Annotated in this window: 26 protein-coding genes; 18 read left to right on the forward strand and 8 right to left on the reverse strand. The window is 62.9% G+C overall.

Going from position 1 to position 20,281, the window contains the following annotated elements:
* A complete protein-coding gene (locus HD842_RS21015; RefSeq protein ID WP_183556998.1) occupies nt 1-1,155 on the reverse strand; it encodes an epoxide hydrolase family protein in 1,155 nt (384 codons plus the stop codon).
* Nucleotides 1,156-1,221: 66 nt separating this feature from the next.
* Nucleotides 1,222-1,653 (reverse strand): pyridoxamine 5'-phosphate oxidase family protein, encoded by a 432-nt coding sequence (locus HD842_RS21020; protein WP_183557000.1) that lies wholly within the window; start codon nt 1,651-1,653, stop codon nt 1,222-1,224.
* A gap of 75 nt (nt 1,654-1,728) precedes the next feature.
* Between HD842_RS21020 and HD842_RS21025 the strand changes: the two genes are divergently transcribed.
* Entirely contained in the window at nt 1,729-2,430 is a 702-nt protein-coding gene (locus tag HD842_RS21025) for a TetR/AcrR family transcriptional regulator (RefSeq protein ID WP_183557002.1), read from the forward strand.
* Here the strand turns inward: HD842_RS21025 and trmL are convergent.
* Together trmL and HD842_RS21035 are read right to left on the reverse strand one after the other, a co-directional pair.
* Nucleotides 2,412-2,882 carry a tRNA (uridine(34)/cytosine(34)/5-carboxymethylaminomethyluridine(34)-2'-O)-methyltransferase TrmL gene (gene trmL / locus HD842_RS21030; RefSeq protein WP_183557004.1) on the reverse strand — a complete coding sequence of 157 codons (471 nt, stop codon included), beginning with the start codon at nt 2,880-2,882 and terminating at the stop codon, nt 2,412-2,414. The genes HD842_RS21025 and trmL overlap by 19 nt on opposite strands.
* Nucleotides 2,883-2,906: 24 nt before the next feature.
* A complete protein-coding gene (locus HD842_RS21035; protein ID WP_183557006.1) occupies nt 2,907-3,638 on the reverse strand; it encodes a ComF family protein in 732 nt (243 codons plus the stop codon).
* 60 nt (nt 3,639-3,698) lie between these two features.
* Here HD842_RS21035 and HD842_RS21040 point away from each other — a divergent pair, with 60 nt between their 5' ends.
* From HD842_RS21040 to HD842_RS21065, 7 genes are all read left to right on the forward strand, one after another.
* Nucleotides 3,699-4,613: a methyltransferase domain-containing protein gene (locus HD842_RS21040; RefSeq protein WP_183557008.1), complete on the forward strand. Its 915-nt coding sequence runs from the start codon at nt 3,699-3,701 to the stop codon at nt 4,611-4,613.
* Between the two features lie 298 nt (nt 4,614-4,911).
* Nucleotides 4,912-6,105 (forward strand): cytochrome c oxidase subunit II, encoded by a 1,194-nt coding sequence (coxB, locus tag HD842_RS21045; RefSeq protein ID WP_183557010.1) that lies wholly within the window; start codon nt 4,912-4,914, stop codon nt 6,103-6,105.
* Nucleotides 6,106-6,144: 39 nt separating this feature from the next.
* Nucleotides 6,145-7,770, forward strand: coding sequence for a cytochrome c oxidase subunit I (gene ctaD / locus HD842_RS21050; protein ID WP_183557012.1), 1,626 nt, complete (start codon nt 6,145-6,147; stop codon nt 7,768-7,770).
* Nucleotides 7,771-7,780: 10 nt separating this feature from the next.
* A complete protein-coding gene (locus tag HD842_RS23875) occupies nt 7,781-7,888 on the forward strand; it encodes a cytochrome oxidase small assembly protein (RefSeq protein ID WP_221290780.1) in 108 nt (35 codons plus the stop codon).
* Nucleotide 7,889: 1 nt separating this feature from the next.
* A complete protein-coding gene (locus tag HD842_RS21055; RefSeq protein WP_183557014.1) occupies nt 7,890-8,471 on the forward strand; it encodes a cytochrome c oxidase assembly protein in 582 nt (193 codons plus the stop codon).
* On the forward strand, nt 8,458-8,667 hold the full coding sequence (locus HD842_RS21060; protein WP_183557016.1) for a DUF2970 domain-containing protein: 210 nt from the start codon (nt 8,458-8,460) through the stop codon (nt 8,665-8,667). Before HD842_RS21055 ends, HD842_RS21060 begins: the two co-directional genes overlap by 14 nt.
* Before the next feature lie 80 nt (nt 8,668-8,747).
* Complete coding sequence (locus HD842_RS21065; protein WP_183557018.1) at nt 8,748-9,623, forward strand: cytochrome c oxidase subunit 3; 876 nt, start codon at nt 8,748-8,750, stop codon at nt 9,621-9,623.
* A gap of 187 nt (nt 9,624-9,810) precedes the next feature.
* On the opposite strand, the gene HD842_RS21070 is transcribed toward HD842_RS21065, so the two are convergent.
* Entirely contained in the window at nt 9,811-10,011 is a 201-nt protein-coding gene (locus HD842_RS21070) for a twin transmembrane helix small protein (RefSeq protein ID WP_183557020.1), read from the reverse strand.
* Between the two features lie 33 nt (nt 10,012-10,044).
* On the opposite strand from HD842_RS21070, the gene HD842_RS21075 reads away from it, so the two are divergent.
* From HD842_RS21075 to HD842_RS21105, 7 genes are all read left to right on the forward strand, one after another.
* The gene (locus tag HD842_RS21075; RefSeq protein WP_183557022.1) at nt 10,045-10,770 is read left to right on the forward strand and encodes an SURF1 family protein; all 726 of its coding nucleotides are present in this window, start codon (nt 10,045-10,047) and stop codon (nt 10,768-10,770) included.
* The gene (locus HD842_RS21080; RefSeq protein ID WP_370660865.1) at nt 10,748-11,356 is read left to right on the forward strand and encodes an SCO family protein; all 609 of its coding nucleotides are present in this window, start codon (nt 10,748-10,750) and stop codon (nt 11,354-11,356) included. The genes HD842_RS21075 and HD842_RS21080 overlap by 23 nt, the downstream gene beginning before the upstream one ends.
* A 24-nt stretch (nt 11,357-11,380) precedes the next feature.
* Complete coding sequence (locus HD842_RS21085; protein ID WP_183557024.1) at nt 11,381-12,538, forward strand: COX15/CtaA family protein; 1,158 nt, start codon at nt 11,381-11,383, stop codon at nt 12,536-12,538.
* Nucleotides 12,538-13,431, forward strand: a complete 894-nt coding sequence (gene cyoE, locus HD842_RS21090; protein ID WP_183557026.1) for a heme o synthase — start codon at nt 12,538-12,540, stop codon at nt 13,429-13,431. Before HD842_RS21085 ends, cyoE begins: the two co-directional genes overlap by 1 nt.
* A 27-nt stretch (nt 13,432-13,458) precedes the next feature.
* Nucleotides 13,459-14,049 carry an SCO family protein gene (locus HD842_RS21095; protein ID WP_183557027.1) on the forward strand — a complete coding sequence of 197 codons (591 nt, stop codon included), beginning with the start codon at nt 13,459-13,461 and terminating at the stop codon, nt 14,047-14,049.
* A gap of 29 nt (nt 14,050-14,078) precedes the next feature.
* On the forward strand, nt 14,079-15,158 hold the full coding sequence (locus HD842_RS21100) for an AI-2E family transporter (RefSeq protein ID WP_183557029.1): 1,080 nt from the start codon (nt 14,079-14,081) through the stop codon (nt 15,156-15,158).
* Nucleotides 15,159-15,311: 153 nt separating this feature from the next.
* The gene (locus HD842_RS21105) at nt 15,312-16,073 is read left to right on the forward strand and encodes an SDR family NAD(P)-dependent oxidoreductase (protein ID WP_183557031.1); all 762 of its coding nucleotides are present in this window, start codon (nt 15,312-15,314) and stop codon (nt 16,071-16,073) included.
* Nucleotides 16,074-16,140: 67 nt separating this feature from the next.
* On the opposite strand, the gene HD842_RS21110 is transcribed toward HD842_RS21105, so the two are convergent.
* Both HD842_RS21110 and HD842_RS21115 read right to left on the reverse strand, forming a co-directional pair.
* Nucleotides 16,141-16,317 (reverse strand): hypothetical protein, encoded by a 177-nt coding sequence (locus HD842_RS21110; RefSeq protein ID WP_183557033.1) that lies wholly within the window; start codon nt 16,315-16,317, stop codon nt 16,141-16,143.
* Between the two features lie 153 nt (nt 16,318-16,470).
* Nucleotides 16,471-17,571 carry an NADH:flavin oxidoreductase/NADH oxidase gene (locus HD842_RS21115; RefSeq protein ID WP_183557035.1) on the reverse strand — a complete coding sequence of 367 codons (1,101 nt, stop codon included), beginning with the start codon at nt 17,569-17,571 and terminating at the stop codon, nt 16,471-16,473.
* A gap of 202 nt (nt 17,572-17,773) precedes the next feature.
* On the opposite strand from HD842_RS21115, the gene HD842_RS21120 reads away from it, so the two are divergent.
* A complete protein-coding gene (locus tag HD842_RS21120) occupies nt 17,774-18,073 on the forward strand; it encodes a putative quinol monooxygenase (RefSeq protein ID WP_183557037.1) in 300 nt (99 codons plus the stop codon).
* Between the two features lie 37 nt (nt 18,074-18,110).
* Here the strand turns inward: HD842_RS21120 and HD842_RS21125 are convergent, their stop codons facing one another.
* Nucleotides 18,111-18,326 (reverse strand): glutaredoxin domain-containing protein, encoded by a 216-nt coding sequence (locus HD842_RS21125; protein WP_183557039.1) that lies wholly within the window; start codon nt 18,324-18,326, stop codon nt 18,111-18,113.
* A gap of 891 nt (nt 18,327-19,217) precedes the next feature.
* On the opposite strand from HD842_RS21125, the gene HD842_RS21130 reads away from it, so the two are divergent.
* A complete protein-coding gene (locus tag HD842_RS21130) occupies nt 19,218-19,610 on the forward strand; it encodes a hypothetical protein (protein WP_183557041.1) in 393 nt (130 codons plus the stop codon).
* A gap of 92 nt (nt 19,611-19,702) precedes the next feature.
* Nucleotides 19,703-20,269 (forward strand): DUF3617 domain-containing protein, encoded by a 567-nt coding sequence (locus tag HD842_RS21135; RefSeq protein WP_183557043.1) that lies wholly within the window; start codon nt 19,703-19,705, stop codon nt 20,267-20,269.
* Nucleotides 20,270-20,281 lie beyond the last annotated feature (12 nt).

Here is a 20,281-nt window from a genome sequence, read left to right on the forward strand (position 1 = left end):
TCAGAGCATCGTGCGGAACGTTGCGCGCAGATGCTCAACGAAAGTGGCCGGGTTTTCCATCGCCGCGAAGTGGCCACCGCGTTCGGCCTCGCCAAAGAAGCGCAGGTCGGCGAAGCGCGATGCGGCCCATCGCTCCGACAGCCGCATCTGCTCGCCTGGAAACATGCTGATGCCGGCTGGCAGGGGCAGCGGGGCAGTGGGCATGCCGCGCGCCATCTCGCGTGCGCCTTCCCAGTAAAAACGTGCCGAACTGGGTCCGGTATTGGTCAGCCAGTACATCATCACGTCGTCGATCAGGCGGTCCGGCGCGATCGTGCGCTCCGGCTGGCCGTCGGTATCGGACACATCCTGGAACAGCGCGTACAGCCAGCTGGCCAAGCCCACCGGCGAGTCGGCCAGCGCAAACGCGACCGATTGCGGGCGCGTGCACTGGAGCTTCATGTAGCCCGAATAGTCCTTTTCGTAGCGCGCGGCATCGTCGAGCATGCGCTGTTCTTCTGGCGTTGCGTCAGCGATTTCCTGCTCGGTCGGGTGAAACATCACCATATTCAGGTGGATGCCCGCCAGGCCCGGCACGCGCATGTGCGCCATGGCGCTCGTGACCGCCGCGCCCCAGTCGCCACCTTGCGCCACCCAGCGCTCGCCATAGCCGAGGCGGCGCATCAATTCCGCAAACGCCTGCGCCGTGCGGCCCACGCCCCAGCCCGGTTCGGTCGGCTTGTCGGAAAAGCCAAAGCCGGGCAAGGCTGGAATCACCAGATGGAATGCATCGGACGCCAGGCCGCCATGCGCCTGTGGCTGCGTCAGCGGACCGATCAGCTCGCGAAATTCCAGCACGGAGCCCGGCCAGCCATGCGTCAGCAGCAGTGGGGTCGCGTTCGGTTCCGGTGAGCGGATATGCAGGAAGTGAATGCCCAGCCCATCGATGACGGTACGGCTGCTGCCCCATTCGTTGAGCGCCGCTTCCGTGCTGCGCCAGTCGTAACCGTCCTGCCAGCGTTCCACCAGTGCGCGGATGCGGGCCAGTTGCGGGCCCTGCGAGGTGTCGTTGACGGTCTCGGTATCGGGCCAGCGCGTGCGCGCCAGGCGGTCGGCAAGGTCGGTCAGGTCGGCGTCTGGAATATGGATGGGAAATGCGTCGATTGCAGTGTGCATGGCGGGCCTGTCAAGTCGGTGATGGGGCAGTGGGCAGGGCCGGCGCGGCCCAGGTCCTTTTGGGTTTTACAGAACGATCTCGCCCTGGTCGGCGCTGCTCCAATAGTGGATTCGGGCGGCGCGAACGCGTATCATGACCAATCCCGGCGTGTCGACGCCTTGCTCGAACCAATGGTCGAGCCCTGCCGTCCAGTGCTCTGCAAACATGGCTTTGTCGCGAATCAGTTCCGCGTTGCCTTGTACCGCGATGAACAGCGGTGGCTGCCCATGTGGTCCAGGGGCACCGGTAAAGGTCAGACCGACCGCTGCGTCGCCCTCGATGTCCGCCACCGTACGGGCCTGGTCGTAGGTGAAAAAGTAGCTGTCCCCGTCATAATCGACCTCGCCGTTGTTGCTCATGGGCCGGCTGGCGAAAGCGCCGCCTTCGGTGCGGGTCGAGAGCATGCCAAAATCAATGGCCCTCATATTGTCAGATAGAAATTTCAAACGCATGTCCATCGCTTCACCTTTGATTGAGAGTCCAGAAACTGAACTATACCATTCAGTTCAGTTTATTATGATGACTATTTTGCCATGCGCGTGACATCCAACCTGCAGGAGCCAGAACCAGCGCCAGCCACACGTAAGCGCGGTGGCCGGCCATCTGCCGAGCATGCTGGCGAAGTGGACCGCCGCATCCTCGACGCAGCGACAACCCTGTTCCTGCGCGCGGGTTTCGATGCAACGAGCTGCGACCAGGTCGTCGCCATGGCGGGCGCCGGCAAGGCAACGCTGTACGCGCGCTACGCTAACAAGGATGCGTTGTTCAGCGCGGTCGTGCACCGCGCGCTTGAGGGCACGGCGCCGGCTGCGCCCGACCTGGCGCCTGCCATGTCGATACGGGAACGCTTGCGCGCAGTGGGGCTGCATCTGCTGCAGCAGGCGCTCACGGAAGAGTCGGTGGCGCTGCTGCGGGTCTGTTTGACGACCGCGCAGCGGCTACCAGAATTGTCGCGGATGGTGGACCAGTCTGGACGCGACAGCGGCGTGGCGAGCATCGTTGACGCGCTGGCCGGGCCGGCGCAAGACCAGGCCGCAGCGGCCACGGCCGTCGCGCAGCGCTTCATCGACCTGGTCATCGTGCCGCAGCAGATGCGCGCGCTGGTTGGCGACGACCGCGAGCAACTCGACGCCGCCGCACCACGCCGGGTCGATGAAGCCATCGACCTGCTGGCGCGCGCCGGTCTGCTCGAAGCCTTCGAGGCAGTAACGCCGGTTCAGGCGCCGCCGGCGTAGCCGTTCTGGCGCCAGGCTTCGTAGACGACGACTGCCACGGTATTGGACAGGTTCAGGCTACGGTTGTCGGGTCGCATCGGCAAGCGGATGCGCTGGGCGGGTGGGAAGGTCTCGCGCAGGGCAGGGGGCAGGCCGCGCGATTCCGGGCCGAACACGAATACGTCGCCCGGCTGGAAGTGGGCCTCGGCGAAGGGCGCCGAGCCGTGCGTGGTCAGGGCGAACATGCGCGCCGGATCGGGTTGGGTGTCCGCCAGAAACGCATCCCAGTCCTTGTGCACCTTCATCGTCGCGTAGTCGTGGTAATCGAGCCCGGCGCGGCGCATCTTGGCGTCGTCCAGCGGAAAGCCGAGCGGCTCGATCAGGTGCAGTTGCACGCCAGTGTTGGCGCACAGGCGGATCACATTGCCGGTATTCGGCGGGATTTCTGGTTCGACCAGGACGACGTGGAACAACGTGCTTCTCCTTGATGATGAGGCTTATCCATGCGGCGGGGTGCGCGCGAAGACGATGTTCGTCACGCGCGCGGCGCCCGCCCGTTTCAATACGGCGGCAATTTCTGCCAGCGTGTGGCCGCTCGACATGACATCGTCGACCACGCCCACATGCCGGCCATGTACGTCGAACGTGCTGCTCACGCCAAACGCGCCCCGCACGTTCCTGCGCCGGTCGCCTGGTGCGGCGCCCGATTGCGGCGCTGTCTCGCGCAGCCGGTGCAGCAGTTGCGGGACGACCGGTACGCCCAGCGCGCGGGCCAGTGGGCGCGCGACTTCGAGCGCCTGGTTGTAGCCGCGCTCGATCAGGCGTGCCGGGCCCAGCGGCACCGGGCACAGCACGTCGGGCAATGCCCGCGACTCGGACGCGATGGCCGCATGCAGCACCCGCGCCATCCACGGCGCCAGCGCCAGTTGCGCGCCAAACTTCAGCTGCAGCACCAGGCTATCGAGCGGCGATGCGTAATCACAGGCTGCCCAGGTGGCGTCGAAGGGCGGCGCCTGCGCCAGACAGGCGCCGCAATGCCGTGTGCTGTCCAGCGCGCCGGTCGGGTTGGCGCAACAGGGGCAACGCGGCGCCGGCGCCACATACGCCTGCTCGCAAGCCGCGCACACCGCCGCCCGCGCCTGACCGCCACAGAGTGCGCAGCATGAGGGCAGGAGCGCGTCCAGCAGCGCGTGCACGAGGCGCATCGGCAGCGGGCGAAGGTCCGGCATCGGCTCGGCGTCCCACAAACGGTTAAACTGCCCACATTATCTCATCACGCATCCGATCCCATGGCATCTCCTCAATCCCCGTCCAAGCTGAGCGCGCCCATTGACCTGTCGCGTGTGCGCAACCTGTTCGCGCGGCCCGAACGTATTGCGTCGTCGGATTTCCTGCGCCGCGAAATCGCCGCGCGCATGCACGAGCGCCTGGCCCTGGTGAAGATCATCCCGAAGCAAGTGCTCGACGCCGGCTGCGGCCCCGGGGGCGACCTGGCCCTGCTGCAAAAGACCTATCCCTCGGCGCAGATCGTCGGCCTGGATGGCGCCGGCGCCATGGCGCGCGCGGCGAAAAAGCCGGGCGCCTCGGGTTCGCTCAATCAGTTATTGAGCCGGCTGATGCCGGCCAAGGCAGGTGTCGACATTCTGTGCGGTGACTACGGCAACCTGCCGCTCGGCCCGAACTCGGTCGATTTGTTGTGGTCGAACTTGGCATTGCACTGGCATCCGCTGCCCGACCGCGTGTTTGCCGAATGGCGCCGCGTGCTGCGCGTCGAGGGCTTGCTGATGTTTTCCAGCTTCGGTCCCGACACGTTCACCGAACTGCGCACGGCATTTGCGGCGCTGGATGCCTACCCGCACACGTTGCCATTTGTCGACATGCACGATTTCGGCGATCAGCTGGTCGAGGCGGGCTTTTCGACACCGGTCATGGACATGGAGCGCATCACGGTCACCTACGACACGCCACAGGCGCTGCTGCGCGATGTGCGCGCACTGGGCGGCAATCCGCTCGAATCGCGCCGGCGCGGCTTGATTGGCCGTGCGGCCTGGCAGCGTGTGCTCGCTGCGCTCGAGGCGCAGCGCCTCCCCGATGGCAAGCTGGGCCTGACGTTCGAAGTGATCTATGGGCACGCGTTTCGCCCGGCCCCGCGCCAGACGGCAGCTGGCGAATCGATCGTCCGCTTCCAGCCACGCAAGCCGTAACGGCGTCGCCGTGCACGGGCAGATTGGCGGGGCCCCCGATATTCCTTGAATAAAAATTAGTGCTTTAGATATAATCAATTGCTATTTTTCACGTCTAGCCGATAGAATCGCTTGAAAAAGCGGCATCGCAAGCCGCGAAACAGAGTCAAAACAGAAACAGAAAAAGAATTGCAGCAGCCGCAGAGATGCCCCGGCACGGCATCGGTGTTCTGCGGCCAGCACGGAGCGGCGTCGTTCGTTCGTGGAATGGCTGACCGTTTAAAAATAATTCTTATTTTTTGGGTGGTTGGGGACATACATGACATATGCAACGCGACTTCGGGCCGTGCTGTACGGCTGTGCCGTACTCGGCGCCGCCGCTGGCTCTGCGCCTGCTTGGGCGCAGCAACTGACGGGCCGGCCTCAGGAGCACCAGCTCAATATGCAGGCCCCGGTCACCGCCGTCGGCGCCGACATCTACGGCTTGCACATCTGGATGATGATCGTCTGCCTGGTGATCTTCGTCGCCGTGTTCGGCGTCATGTTCTACTCGGTCTTCAAGCACCGCAAATCCCTCGGCCACAAGCCGGCCACCTTCCACGAATCCACCGCTGTCGAAATCGCCTGGACGATCGTGCCGTTCCTGATCGTCATCGGGATGGCGCTGCCGGCCACCAAGACCGTCGTCGCCCTGAAAGACACGTCCAATGCCGACCTGACCATCAAGGCCACCGGTATGCAGTGGAAATGGGGCTACGACTACCTGAAAGGCGAGGGCGAGGGCATCTCGTTCCTGTCAAACCTGTCCACGCCACGCTCGCAGATCGGTGAGCCCGGCGTCGCCCCCACTGAGGCCCGTACCGAGAACTACCTGCTCGAAGTCGATAACGAGATGGTCGTGCCGGTCAACAAGAAGATCCGCATGGTGTTCACGGCCAACGACGTGATCCACGCCTGGACCGTGCCGGCGTTTGCCATCAAGCAGGATGCGATCCCCGGCTTCGTGCGCGACGGCTGGTTCAAGGCCGAGCGGCCTGGCGTGTACCGCGGCAACTGCGTCGAGCTGTGCGGCAAGGACCACGCGTTCATGCCGATCGTCGTGCGCGTCGTGTCCGATGCCGACTACACGGCCTGGGTCGCAGGCAAGAAAAAAGAGATGGCGGCGCTGGCCGACGACCCGACCAAGGTCTGGACCATCGACGAACTCAAAACCCGTGGTGAAGCCGTCTACACCGCCAACTGCGTGGCCTGCCATCAGGTCAACGGCAAGGGCATCCCGGCCGCGTTTGCGGCACTGGACGGCTCGCCGAATGTCTTGGGCAGCAAGGCGCACCAGATCGACATTTTGCTGCACGGCCAGAAGAGCGGCAAGTTCCCGACCGCGATGCCGGCCTGGCCGCAATTGTCCGACACCGAGATCGCCGCCGTGATCACCTATACCCGCAATTCCTGGTCGAACAAGGCTGCGGAAAATATCGTCCAGCCGGCCGAAGTCCTGGCCGCCCGCAAATAATGTCCGCCACCAACGCACGTAACGAGCAGGGGTAACGCCATGAGCACCACGACGATCGACCACGCACCAGGTCACGGCAATGAGCACGGCAATGAGCACGGCCACGCACACGACGAACACCACGACCATCCGCACGGTTGGCGTCGCTGGGTGTATGCCACCAACCACAAGGACATCGGCAGCCTGTACCTGTGGTTCTCGTTCATCATGCTGCTCTCGGGCGGCGTGCTGGCGCTGATGATCCGGGCCGAGCTGTTCCAGCCCGGCCTGCAGTTCGTGCGCCCCGAATTCTTCAACCAGCTCACCACGATGCATGGCCTGATCATGGTGTTCGGCGCGATCATGCCGGCCTTCGTCGGCTTTGCCAACTGGATGCTGCCGCTGCAGGTCGGCGCATCCGACATGGCGTTTGCGCGCATGAACAACTTCTCGTTCTGGCTGCTGCCACCGGCGGCGATCCTGCTGGCCACGTCGTTCCTGGTGCCGGGCGGGGCCACCGCTGCCGGCTGGACGCTGTACGCGCCGCTGTCGACGCAGATGGGCCTGGGCATGGACATGGCGATCTTCGCGATGCACATCATGGGCGCCTCGTCGATCATGGGCTCGATCAACATCATCGTCACCATCCTGAACATGCGCGCGCCCGGCATGACCCTGATGAAGATGCCGATGTTCTGCTGGACCTGGCTGATCACCGCCTACCTGCTCATCGCCGTGATGCCGGTGCTGGCCGGCGCGATCACGATGACGCTGACCGACCGCCACTTCGGCACCTCGTTCTTCAATGCCGCTGGCGGTGGCGATCCGGTGATGTACCAGCACATCTTCTGGTTCTTCGGCCACCCCGAGGTCTACATCATGATCCTGCCGGCGTTCGGCATCGTCTCGCAGATCATTCCGGCGTTTGCCCGCAAGCCGCTGTTTGGCTACGCCTCGATGGTCTACGCAACGGCGTCGATCGCGATCCTGTCGTTCGTCGTCTGGGCGCACCACATGTTCACGACCGGCATGCCGGTCACGTCGCAGCTGTTCTTCATGTACGCGACGATGCTCATTGCCGTGCCCACCGGCGTCAAAATCTTCAACTGGGTCGCCACGATGTGGAAGGGCTCGATGACGTTCGAGACGCCGATGCTGTTTGCGGTCGGCTTCATTTTCGTGTTCACCATCGGCGGCTTCACGGGCCTGATCCTGGCGGTCACGCCAATCGACATCCAGGTGCACGACACCTATTACGTCGTGGCCCACTTCCACTACGTGCTAGTGGCCGGCTCGCTGTTCGCGCTGTTCGCGGGCTTCTATTACTGGGCGCCAAAGTGGACCGGGCACATGTACCCGGAAGCGCGCGGCAAGATGCACTTCTGGCTCTCGCTGATCACGTTCAACGTCACGTTCTTCCCGATGCACTTCCTGGGCCTGGCCGGCATGCCGCGCCGCTATGCCGATTACGCGGTGCAGTTCACCGACTTCAACATGATCGTCTCGATCGGCGCATTCGGCTTCGGCTTCAGCCAGGTGTACTTCCTGTTTGCAGTCGTGCTGCCGACGATCCGCGGCGGCGCCAAGGCGCCCGCGAAACCGTGGGAAGGCGCCGAAGGCCTGGAGTGGACCGTGCCGAGCCCGGCGCCGTTCCACACCTTTGAAACGCCGCCGCTGGTGAAGTAAGGACAATCCGATGACCGCGCCACGCAAACCCAATAACCTGAGAACCGCGCTGTGGCTGGCCGGCCTGGCGCTGTTCTTCTTCATCAGCGTGTTCGTCAAGTTCACGCTGCTGCGCTGAGATGGCCACCGGCGTCAAACTGCTGCGCCTGAACCGCCGCACCTTCGGCAAGCTGGTGGTGGTGGCCGTGGCGATGTTCGGCTTCGGCTATGCACTGGTGCCCGTGTACCGGCAGATTTGTGAAGTCCTGGGCATCAACGTGCTCACGCAGCAGGATGGGTTTGTCGCGGCGCCGACCAATAGCCAGGTCGACAAGTCGCGCACGATCACGATCGAGCTCGACGGCAATTCGCAGGGCCCGTGGCGGTTCCGGCCGACCACGCGCAGCATCGATGTGCATCCGGGCGAACTGGCCACCGTCATGTACGAGGTCGTCAACACGCAGGGCAGGGCGGTCAAAGCGCAGGCGATTCCCAGTTACGCGCCGCAGTCGGCCACGCCGCACTTCATGAAGGTCGAGTGCTTCTGCTTCCGCGAGCAGACGCTGGCCCCGAACGAAGCGCGCCAGATGCCGGTGGTGTTCTTCATCGATCCCAAATTACCGCGCGAAGTGAAGAACATCACGCTGTCGTACACGTTTTTTGAAATTGGCGGGGCGTTCAAGGCTGCCGCCGCGCCGAAAGAAGGCGATGCAAACGGATAAGCCCCATCAGCGCAAGGGGAGTTTTCTGGCCAGCATGAAGGCCGTGCTGTGGTCGTTCTTCGGGGTGCGCAAGCGCGCCGATTACGAGAACGATGCGGCCAGCCTGAACCCGGTCCACGTGATCGTCGCCGGCCTGATCGGGGTGGCGATCTTCATCGGCCTGATCATGCTGGCGGTGAGTTTCGCGGTGGCATAAGTACGTCATTCCCGCAGAGGCGGGAATCCAAGCAAGCATGCATGACGCAACAATCAACAGCATCGCCCGAGGAGATAAAGATGAGTTCGTCACAACCAGCTTCGCCACAGACCGCCGCGCCTTATTACTTCGTTCCCGGCCCCTCGCGCTGGCCGCTGCTGGCCGGCCTGTCGATGCTGGTGACGATGGCCGGCGCGTCGGGATGGGTCAACGGGCTGCCGTTCGCGATGCCCGTGTGCCTGACGGGCATTGTCGCGATGCTGGTCGTGCTGTACTTCTGGTTCGGCGAAGCAATTGGCGAATCCGAATCCGGGTTGTACGGCAAGCGCATCGATTTGTCGTTCCGCTGGTCGATGAGCTGGTTCATTTTCTCGGAAGTGATGTTCTTCGGCGCGTTCTTTGGTGCGCTGTTTTATGCACGCGTGATTTCGATGCCGTGGCTGGGCGACCTGGATCACCAGATCCTGTGGCCTGATTTTTCGGCGCACTGGGGCAATACCGGACCGGCCGGCATCGTCGAGGGGTTCCGCACGATGGGGCCGTTCCCGATCCCGACCATCAACACGGCGCTGCTGCTGACGTCGGGCGTGACGCTGACCATTTCGCACCACGCCCTGCGCGCCGGCCACCGCGCCAAGACGGCGTTCTGGCTGGCCGCGACCATTTTGCTGGGCGCCGTGTTCATGGGCTTCCAGGTGTATGAATACATGCACGCCTACCAGGACCTGAACCTCAAGCTCACGTCGGGCATCTACGGTTCGACCTTCTTCATGCTGACCGGGTTCCACGGTTTCCACGTGACGATGGGCGCGATCATGCTGTCGGTGATCCTCTACCGCGTTCTGCGCGGGCACTTCACGGCCGAGCACCACTTCGGCTTTGAAGGCGCCGCATGGTACTGGCACTTCGTCGATGTGGTGTGGCTTGGGCTGTACGTGGTGGTGTACTGGCTGTAACGGGGGTGGGGCGATGGTTGAACGCGTGGAAGGCGGAGCCTTCCACCCTACGGTCATCTGGCACGGTCGATCATTCCAGGGCGGATGGGTCCAATGATGACCTGGCATCGCTCATCGTAGGGTGGACGGGTTCCCCGTCCACGCGTTCACGCTCATGCAACGCCGTCAACCCTGATCCACGTGCACCTCAACGCAAACCCGTCGGCGCAATCCACCCCATCTGGTGCGCCGCCAGCAGGCACAGGAACAGCACGATCGACAAGCCCACCCGCAGCGCCAGCGCATTGACGGTGCGGTTGGTGCGCCCCTTGTCGCGCATCATGAAGAACAGGGCCGACGCCAGGCTGGCCAGGATCAGGACGAAGGCGATGGCAACGAAGATTTTCATGATGGACCCGCGAAAGGTTGAGAATTCATTGTAATGCGCTTCGCCTTCCGATTTCGCCCCGTCGCCCTGATTGCAGCACTGATTGTGGCCCTCATCGGCATCCTGCTCGGCAACTGGCAACAGGACCGGGCCGCCTACAAGACCGACCTGCAGGCGCGCCAGCTGGCGCGTGCCGCCGAGCCGCCATTCAACCTCGATCCCAACATCGCCGCCTCCCCGGATCTTGAATTTCGCCGCGTGCGTGTGCACGGCGAATTCATTGCCGGCTGGCCCGTCCTGCTCGCGAACCGCCCGCGCGGGAGCCAGTCCGGGTTCTATCTCGCAATGCCGTTTAAAATAGCGGGTGCGGACGAGCACGTGCTGGTGCTGCGTGGCTGGTTGCCGCGCCAGGCCGAGTTCGACAAGCTGCCAACGTTTGCGACGCCAGCCGGGCCGGTCACGCTCGAAGGACGGCTCGTCCTGTCCGCTGGCAAGGTGATGGAACTGGGCGACGGCCCGCCGCTGGCGCCGGGCGCGGCGGTGCAGAACCTGACGCCGCAAGCGCTCGCACAGGCAAGCGGCCTGCGCCTGCTGCCGTTCCTAGTGCAGCAAACGTTGCCGGCGACGCCGGCAGACCTGATGGCGCGCGACTGGCCGCTGCCCGAGGCAGGCATCGACAAACACCGCGGCTATGCCTTCCAGTGGTATGCACTGGCGGCGCTGGCCCTTCTTTTTTATGTGATGACGGGATTTCGACGTGGCTCAAGAACAACTCGCTGACCCTGACACCGCGCGCCGCCGTGGCCGCCTCAAGCTGCTGCTAGTGCTGCTGATCTGCGCTGCGCCGCTGATCGTGTCGTACATTACCTTCTACATCGTCAAGCCGACCGACCGCACCAACTACGGCACGATCCTCGATGCGCGCACGCTGCCGATCCCGCAGATGGCCACGACCACGCTCGACGGCCAGCCGCGCACGCTCGCCGACCTGAAAGGCAAATGGGTCATGCTGCGCGTGGGCGGGGGCAAGTGCAACGATGAATGCATGCGCCAGCTGTACGCGATGCGCCAGTGGCGCACGATGCAGGGCAAGAACATGGAACGCATGGAACGCGTGTGGCTGATCACGGACAGTGAACCGCTCGACACCGTCATGATGCGCGAATACGACGGCATGGAATTGCTGCGCGCGCCGGCTGCGACGGTGGCGAAGTGGCTACCGACCGAAGCAGGCCACCCTCCGAGCGACCATATCTACCTGATCGACCCGCTGGGCAACCTCATGATGCGCTTCCCGTTCCAGCCCGAACCGGGCCGCGTCTACAAGGACATCGCCAAACTGCTCAAGGCATCGGCCATCGGCTGAACCACGTTACCGGTAAAGAATCACATGGACCTGTCTTCCCTCATACACCTCGGCCTGATGGGCCTGCTCGTGGCCAGCCTGCCGCTGGCGATCGTCTGGATGTCGTCCGACGCCCACAAATACCGCAAACTGGTCTGGGTGATGGTGTTTTTGACGTTCGACCTGATCGTGTTCGGCGGATTCACGCGCCTGACCGACTCGGGCCTGGGTTGCCCGGACTGGCCGGGCTGCTACGGCGAAGCCAACCCGTTCCTGGCGCACGAGCAGATTGCCGCGGCCGAAGCGGCGATGCCGACCGGTCCGGTCACGGTGGCCAAGGCCTGGATCGAGATGATCCACCGCTACCTGGCGATGGGCATCGGCGCGCTGATCCTGGCGCTGCTGTTCACGTCGGTAAAACAATGGCGCCGGACGCACGACGCCGTGTTCCAGCCGGCCATGCCGATCGCGTTGCTGGCCTCGGTGCTGGTGCAGGGCGCTTTCGGCGCCTGGACCGTCACGCTCAAGCTGCAACCGGTGATCGTCACGATCCACCTGTTGCTGGGCATGACGCTGCTGGCGATGCTGGTCTGGATGGGCTGCCGCGAAGACGCGCTGCTCAAGCGGCCGGCGCCGTTGCAGGGGCCTGGAATGATCGCGCGGCTGCGCAGTCTGCGCTGGCTGTCGCTACTCGCCGCCATCGTGCTCACCGTGCAGATCGCGCTGGGCGGGTGGGTAAGCACTAACTATGCAACCATGGCCTGCGACACGTTCCCGCTGTGCCAGGGTGCGATCGTGCCGGAACTCGACTTCGAGCATGGCTTCCACCTGTGGCGCGAGCTGGGCAAGACGATGGAAGGGCATTATTTGCCGTTCTCGGCGCTGGTGGCGATCCACTGGGTGCACCGCGCCTTTGCGCTGGCCGTCGTGCTGGTGCTGGGTCTGGCGGCGTGGCGTGCCTGGCGTCTGCCGGCGCTGGGCAAGACCGCACGCCTGCTGGTGCTGGTCATGGTGGCGCAGCTGTTCACCGGCATCGCGACCGTGTATTTCAGCTTCCCGCTGGCGATTGCCGTCATGCATAACGCCGGGGCGGCGCTGCTGGTGATTTTGGTGACCATGTTAAACTACCGGGTGAAGTTCCAACTCGACGCGGCCTGCGCTGTCCCAGCGCCCGGACTCGCCGCGTCCGCAAGCACCCATTGATGACAACCCAGACAGCCATTTCCAAGCCCCAGAGCCGTTTCTCGCAGTATTGGACCCTGACCAAGCCGCGCGTGACGAAGCTGGCGGTATTTTGCGCCGTGATCGGGATGTTTCTCGCCACGGACGGCTTCCCGGGCTGGCAAACGCTGATCGCCGGCACCGCCGGTATCTGGCTGCTGGCGGCCGCCGCATTCGCTGTCAATTGCCTGGTCGAGGCGCGCGTCGATGCGCGCATGACGCGCACCGCGCGCCGCGCCACCGCCTCGGGCGAACTGAGCACGACGCAGACCGTGGTCTTTTCGTCGATCATCGGCGGCCTGGGCATGCTGGTGCTGTACACGCTCGTCAATCCGCTGACCATGTGGCTGACCTTCGTCACGTTCGTCGGCTACGCCTTCATCTACACGCTGCTGCTCAAGCCGAACACGTCGCAGAACATCGTCATCGGCGGCCTGTCGGGCGCGATGCCGCCCGCGCTGGGCTGGGCGGCGGTGGCCAACGAAGTCCCGATGGAAGCATGGCTGCTGGTCCTGATCATTTTCATGTGGACCCCGCCGCACTTTTGGGTGCTGGCGATGTACCGCCGCGAAGACTACGCGCGCTCGGGCCTGCCGATGCTGCCGATCACGCACGGCATGAAATTCACCGGCCTGCAGGTGTGGCTGTACACGATCGGCCTGGCCGCCACCACCTTGCTGCCGTTTGCGGTCGGCATGAGCGGCCTGATCTATCTGGCGGCCGCGGTGCCGCTCAATGCGGTCTTCCTGCGCCACTCCTGGCGCGTGCACCGCAACTACAGCGATGCGCAGGCGCGCAAGACGTTCACCTGGTCGATCGTCTACCTGTCGCTGCTGTTCGCGGCGCTGCTGGTCGATCATTATTTCAAGTTTTGATTCGCAAGTTCTGATGATGGGTTCAAGATGAAACGACTGCTGACCATCGCGGCGTTCTCGGCCGTGGCGCTGTTTGCCACCGGCTGCGACAAGCTGCGCGACAAAGCCCCGGCGTTCCACAACACGGACGTGACGGGCGTCGACTATGCCAAGGGCTTCACGCTGACCGACCACACCGGCAAGGTGCGCACGCTGGAAGACTTCCGCGGCAAGATCGTCGTGATGTTCTTCGGCTATACCCAGTGCCCGGACGTGTGCCCGACCACGATGGCCGAGATGGCGACTGTGCTGAAAGAACTGGGCCCGTCGGCCGACGAAGTGCAGGTGCTGTTCGTCACGGTCGATCCCGAGCGCGACACGCAGGAACTGCTGTCGCACTATGTGCCGGCGTTCGACAAGCGCTTCATCGGCCTGTACGGCGACGCTGCCGCGACCGCGAAAGTGGCCAAGGAATTCAAGGTGTTCTACGCCAAGGCACCGGGTGCCGACGCGAGCAGCTACACGGTCGACCACACGGCCGGCAGTTTCGTGTTCGACAAGCAGGGCCAGCTGCGCCTGTTCGTGCGCCATGGCCAGGGGCCGGGCCTGATCGCCCACGACCTGCGCCAACTGCTATGATGCCGTAAATACCACTTCCCTGAGGCAGCATGGAGCAGCAACGACCCGGCAGGAACTACACCCGCATCGCCATGGTCATCCTGCTCACGCTGGGCTGCCTTTATGTGCTGCGGCCGTTTTTGCCGGCGATCCTGTTCGCCGCAGCCGTCGCCATTTCGAGCTGGCCGCTGTACCTGCGGCTGCTCACGCGCCTGAACGGCCAGCGCACAATCGCAGCGCTGACCATGACGCTCTCGCTCACGCTGCTGTTCATCATTCCGCTGTCGATGGTCGCCTACAACCTGGGCGACGACGTCGCGCGTGGCTTCGGTGAACTGCGCCTCTTGATCGAGCACCGCGAACTGGCGCCGCCCACCTGGCTGCGCGACATCCCTCTGGTCGGCCCGTCGGTCGAGACCTATCTGAACGACCTGATCGCCAGCCGCGAGCAGATGCTGGCGCTGGCCCAGCGCATGCTCGAACCGGCGCGCCACTGGCTCGTCAAAGGCGGGCTGATGCTCGGCACCGGCGTCGTGCAAATGAGCCTGGCCGCATTCGTGAGCTTCTTCCTGTACCGCGACGGTAATGGCTTGCTGTCGATCATCGAAGTGACGATGCGTAAGGTGATGGGGGAGGGTGCAGACTCGATCCAGGCCACCGTCAGCCAGACGGTGCGCGGCGTGATGTACGGCCTGCTCGGCACTGCGCTGGCGCAGGCGATCGTCGCCGCCATCGGCTTTGCGATTGCCGGCGTGCCAGCCGTGCCGCTGCTGTCGGTGCTGATCTTCCTGACGTCGCTGATCCCGTTCGGCCCGCCGCTGGTCTGGGGCGGGGCGGCGCTCTGGCTGTTCGCGCAAGGCGAGACCGGCTGGTCGATCTTCATGACGGTCTGGGGCGCGGTCTTGATCAGCGGCGTCGACAACGTCGTGCGGCCGATGCTGATCAGCCGTGGCAGCAGCCTGCCGTTCTTGCTCACGCTGCTCGGCGTGCTGGGCGGCCTGATCGCGTTCGGCTTCATCGGGATGTTCATCGGGCCGGTCTTGCTGGCAGTCGGTTACTCCTTGATGAGCGAGTGGACCGGCACCGAAGACCCCATCGTCAAGCACGACGAAGAACGCATCGTCGAATAGCGTTCACCTGGGTTTTCCTGCTGGAACCGTAAGAGGGGTGCGCGAACCCCTGTGCTATCGTCGACAGCACATTCTCGTGAACCAACAAGGCGTGATGAATGGCTCGCTTGCCGCGCGCAACCGGGCTGTTTCTGCCTGCTCGAAAGGAATTCAATGAACCGTTTCAACGATAAAACTGTCCTCGTCACCGGCGCCGCATCCGGCATCGGCCTGTCGGCTGCCCGCCGTTTTCTGGACGAGGGCGCCCGTGTCGTCATGCTCGATATCGATGGCGATAAACTCGACAAAGCTGCTGCCAGCCTTCCCCAGGATCGCGTGCTCGTGCAGGTCGGCGACACCGCCGACAAGGCCACCGCAACGGCAACCGTCAAGGCGACGGTCGAGCGCTTCGGCGGCCTGCATATCCTGATCAACAACGCCGGTATCGCGACGGACGGCGACATCATGGCCACCAGCGAAGAAGACTTCGCGCGCGTCATGGCCGTCAATGTCACCGGCTACTATCACATGGCCAAGGCGGCAATGCTTGAACTCGTCAAGACCCGCGGATCGATCGTCATGACGTCATCAGTCTCGGGGCTGGGTGGTGACTGGGAAATGTTCGCCTACAACACGTCGAAAGGCGCGGTCAGCAATATGGTGCGCGCGATGGCAATGGATGCAGCCAAGGACGGGGTGCGCGTTAACGCGGTCAATCCAAGCTTTACCGACACCGGATTGACCCAGGATATGATCAAAAAGCCCGAGCTGGTCGCCAAGTTCAACGAACGCATGCCGCTGGGCGCGCCGGAAGATCCGGATGGTGTTGCAGCCGCGATGGCGTTCCTGGCGAGCGACGATGCGCGCCTGATTACTGGCGTAAACTTGCCGGTGGATGCGGGCTTGATGGCGTCGAACGGCCAGCCGCCGCAGTAAAACACTGGCAGCACGGGGCGATGCGTTTGGCATGCCCCGCGCTGCAAGAGAATGTCAGGCGAGGCGCTTAGCCGCCGCCAATACCCACAATCACATGGCCACTGCCGCCGCATTGCGGGCATGCCTTGCCGTCCGGAAGTGTGCCTTTGCCGGCACAGGCGTCGCAGACGTCTTCGCCGGTACCGGGCGTACCGGGTTCGGCGTCGTCGCCGGGATTGAGGTCGTGTTCGGGATGAATGCTCATGATGCTCCTCGTTGCTGATCGGTCAACCGATTGTAGTGAGGTTTTCGAGCGGGTGGCGCGAGGCAGGCACTGCAGGAAACGCGCGCGCCCGAATCGCTTGCCGGACAACGGTTCGGCAGTCAGGGCAACGCTCCCTGCCTGCCGAAACACGGCTTACTTCTGCATGCTGTAACGCTCGAGCCAGTGCGCATACGGCGCCGGCAACACCCAGGTTGGACGCTCGATGCCAAGCTCTTTGGCCGCTTCCAGCGGGTAGTGCGGATTGGCCAGGTGGGCGCGGCCGACCATGACCAGGTCCAGCTGTTCGTCAGCCACGGCGCGTTCTGCCAGGTGCGGACCGTCGAAGCCCCACGCCGATGCGACAGGAATGCCGGCTTCGTCACGCACGCGCTTGGCCACCGGGCCCAGGAAGGCAGGGCCCCACGGGATATTCACATCCGGAATCGTGAAGTTGACGCTGACACTCAGCATGTCCAGGCCGCGCTGGCGCATCATGCGAATCAGTTCGATCGACTCATTCACCGTTTGTTCATCGTTGCCATCGTATTCGATGACGCCAAGACGCGCGGTCAGCGGCAGGTTGGCTGGCCAGACTTCGCGCACGGCCTCAAGCGTCTCGAGCAAAAAGCGGCTGCGGCCGGCGAAATCGCCGCCGTACTGGTCGGTGCGCTTGTTGGAGTGCGGCGAAAAGAAGCTCTGGCCCAGGTAACCGTGGGCAAAGTGCAGTTCGAGCCATTCGAAGCCGGCAGCAAGTGCGCGGCGGGCAGCGTCGACGAAATTGGCCTTGACGCGCGCGATGTCGTCCAGCGTCATTTCCTTCGGCACTTTTGGCAGGTTCTTGCCGAAGGCAATCGCCGACGGTGCGATGGTGTCCCACCCATACGCATCGTCCGATGGAATATGGTCATCGCCTTCCCATGGACGGTTGGCGCTGGCCTTGCGGCCGGCGTGGCCGATCTGGATGCCGGCGACCGAGCCTGCGGCCTTGATACGGGCGGCGATGTGGGCCATGCCCTCGACCTGTGCATCATTCCACAGGCCGGTACAGCCCGGCGTGATACGGCCTTCGGGCGAGACTGCGGTCGCTTCGACGATCACCAGACCTGCGCCGCCACGGGCAATGCTGGCGTAGTGCGTCTGATGCCAATCGTTGACGAAGCCGTCATTGGCGGTGTACTGGCACATTGGCGGCACCGCGATACGGTTGCGCAACGTGACGTCTTTGAGGGTGAACGGGGTAAACAAGGCTGCCATGAATTTTTCGTTTTCTTAACATAGGGGTCAAGCCGCGGTCTGCGCCGCGGCGGTCGGCCAGTATAGAAGGAAGGCGGAAAACGTGCTGGCGAGGCCAGCATTTTGCGGTCGGACCGGTCGATTTGTGCCCAGCGCCCGTTGCGGAAGTTTCCCCTGGCGCCCTTGTGATAATCTTGTCGGTCGCTCACTTTCAGGGACCACCATGACCTTGCCCGTCGTCGCTATTTTTGTTGCCAAGCCCGGTTTGGAAGAGAAACTGGAAACACTGTTACGCAGCGTTGTCGAGCCGACGCTGCGCGAGGAAGGATGCATCAGCTACCAGGTGAACCGCGATATCGCCAATCCACGTCGCTTCGTGTTCACCGAGGAGTGGCAGAGCAAGGCCGACCTTGACCGGCATCTTGCAACGCCACATCTGCGGATGCTGTCGGAGCAGATACCGGCGTTGATCGAATCGAGTGATGTGATCTTGCTGGCGAAGGTTGCTGGCGGTCCGGCATAAGACGGAGGGCGCCTGGCGCCGGCCAGGCGGCTGGCTTTTACTTCTCGCCTAAAAAAGCGACGAGTTCTTCATGCCCGCCAATGCGCTTGCCGTCAATATAGGTCTGCGGTGTCGTTTCGACGCCCTCGGCCTGCATGAACGAATCGACTTCGCTCCGGGTCGTCAACTGATGATCCTCGACCTGGTAACCCGCCTGTTGCAACAAGTCGAGTGATGCGACGCCGAATGGGCAAGTATGTTCCGGGGTGACCATGCGGTGCAGTGTTGCTTGCTTCGATTCCATTGAGATATAACCTTTCTTGAAAAGCTCAGTTGCTTATGGCAACGCGACGAGCGGTGACATTGGAAGTCCGAGATTAGGCGTGTGGTACGGGCCGCGCCGTGCGTGAACGCACGCACATCCGTAAATCACGGAGCTTAATTCTGGCAAGTGATCCCTGGGTTTTCCATGGGTCAGGTCCGGCCCTTCATCGCCTGCTTGTCGAGACAGTGGGCGGCTTTTCCAGCAGGGCAAGCTGCTACGATAGATGCAACGACCAGGTTGGCCACCACTTCACACCTACGCTCCTGACTATTGGAGGCAATTTGAAAACACGTTTCGCATTCTTGATGATCGCTGCACTAGCTGGCTGTGCCAGCGAAAAGTCTCAAGCAGAGAAGGCTGGCGCAACCGCTGCGATCACGTCCACTTTGACGCGACATGCAACCGCGAGCTCGTCGTACACCGATCTGATCAGCGGCCAATCTCGCCTACCATCAGCGATCGATTTTGACGTCGCGTGGGACGAAATCGCACATAGAGGCAATACGAGATGGGAATGCCGTGGAGTTCCTAGCGGAAAGCTCATCGCCAGCTCACTGTGTGCAGACAAGCCAATGGTTGACTTGCGATGGCCAGACAAGAAGGCGCCGCCAAATTATAGCGGCGTCATTGTTGCCGACTAAGCGGCTACGTGACGATGCACCATTTTCCCTGGAAGACGGCATCGGCGGGTCGCTCAAGTGCATCTGGTGTGGCGGGTAGGTAACCACCCCTGTGGCCGCATACAACCATCTTTGCAAACCAGGAAGAATGGTGAAAGCAGTATGCTTCCGGCGCATGTAAACCGGTATTTCATCATCGGACGAGGAGGAATGCAATCCAATGCTTAGAGCGTATGCCTACGTTGATGGCAGTGATCTCGATGAGATCGGCGACCAATTGGCCGAAGTGTTCGCCAATTTCCTGCCTACTTGGGGTATTTCATCCGCCCGACTCGTCAACGATAAGTCTCCCCGTACGCCTGATTTGCATGGCGATGACCTGCCGGACTGGAACCTTGGCTTGAACTTTGAAACAGAACGACTCTCACTAGCTGAATTCAACCAGTTGATCCTGTTTTTATCCCGGACAGCAGAGCAGACACAGCGGGAATTCGTCATCGGTGGGTATGGGCCTTCGTCCCGGTTCGCTGAGGACTGGGGGTATATTGGCACGCACGTCGAACGGCCTGAGCTCCAGTCTCTTCAAGATATTCTCGTTGGACCTCAACGATGAGTCCGACCGCCCGCTTGCCAGTTGCACGACCTCAGAATTCACTCCCTGGCCGAATCGCATACACTGAAATACTCTACCTATCAGGAGCCAGTATGCGAACAACAAGCGCCGCACACATCGTCCTTGTCCTTGCCAGCCTGTGTGCAGGGCAGGCATTCGCACAGCAACCGGTCATCAAACCCGGGCTGTGGCAGATCGATATGACGCTGCCCGACAAGGCCAGTAGCAACCCGCTGGGGGGCTACCTCGAAATGATGAAAAGCCAGATGGCCATGATGACGCCCGAGCAGCGCGCGCAGATCGACAAGATGATGGCCGCCAATGGTACCGAACTGAATGGCGATGGTTTGCGCACGAGACAGTGCATTACCCGGCAAAACATCACCGACTTCGATTTGTTCGGTAAAAAAGGCGCGGATTCCTGCACCAAGAAGATGACGCCAACCGCTGGCGGAATGAATGTGAGCATGACCTGCGCCCAGCCCCGGATGAAGGTCGACGCCGTCCTGAAGGCCGAGAGTGAGACATCGTATCGGTTTGAATCAGTCACGACCGTACCGGGGCCGGGTGGCGCCGACATCAGCCAGAAATCAAACGGCACCGGAAAATGGCTGGGAAGCGATTGTGGCAAGACCGCTGCAGCAGCGGTTGGCCGGTAACGGGCACGCCCG

Source organism: Massilia aurea, from assembly GCF_014200505.1.
GTDB classification, from domain to species: domain Bacteria; phylum Pseudomonadota; class Gammaproteobacteria; order Burkholderiales; family Burkholderiaceae_D; genus Telluria; species Telluria aurea_B.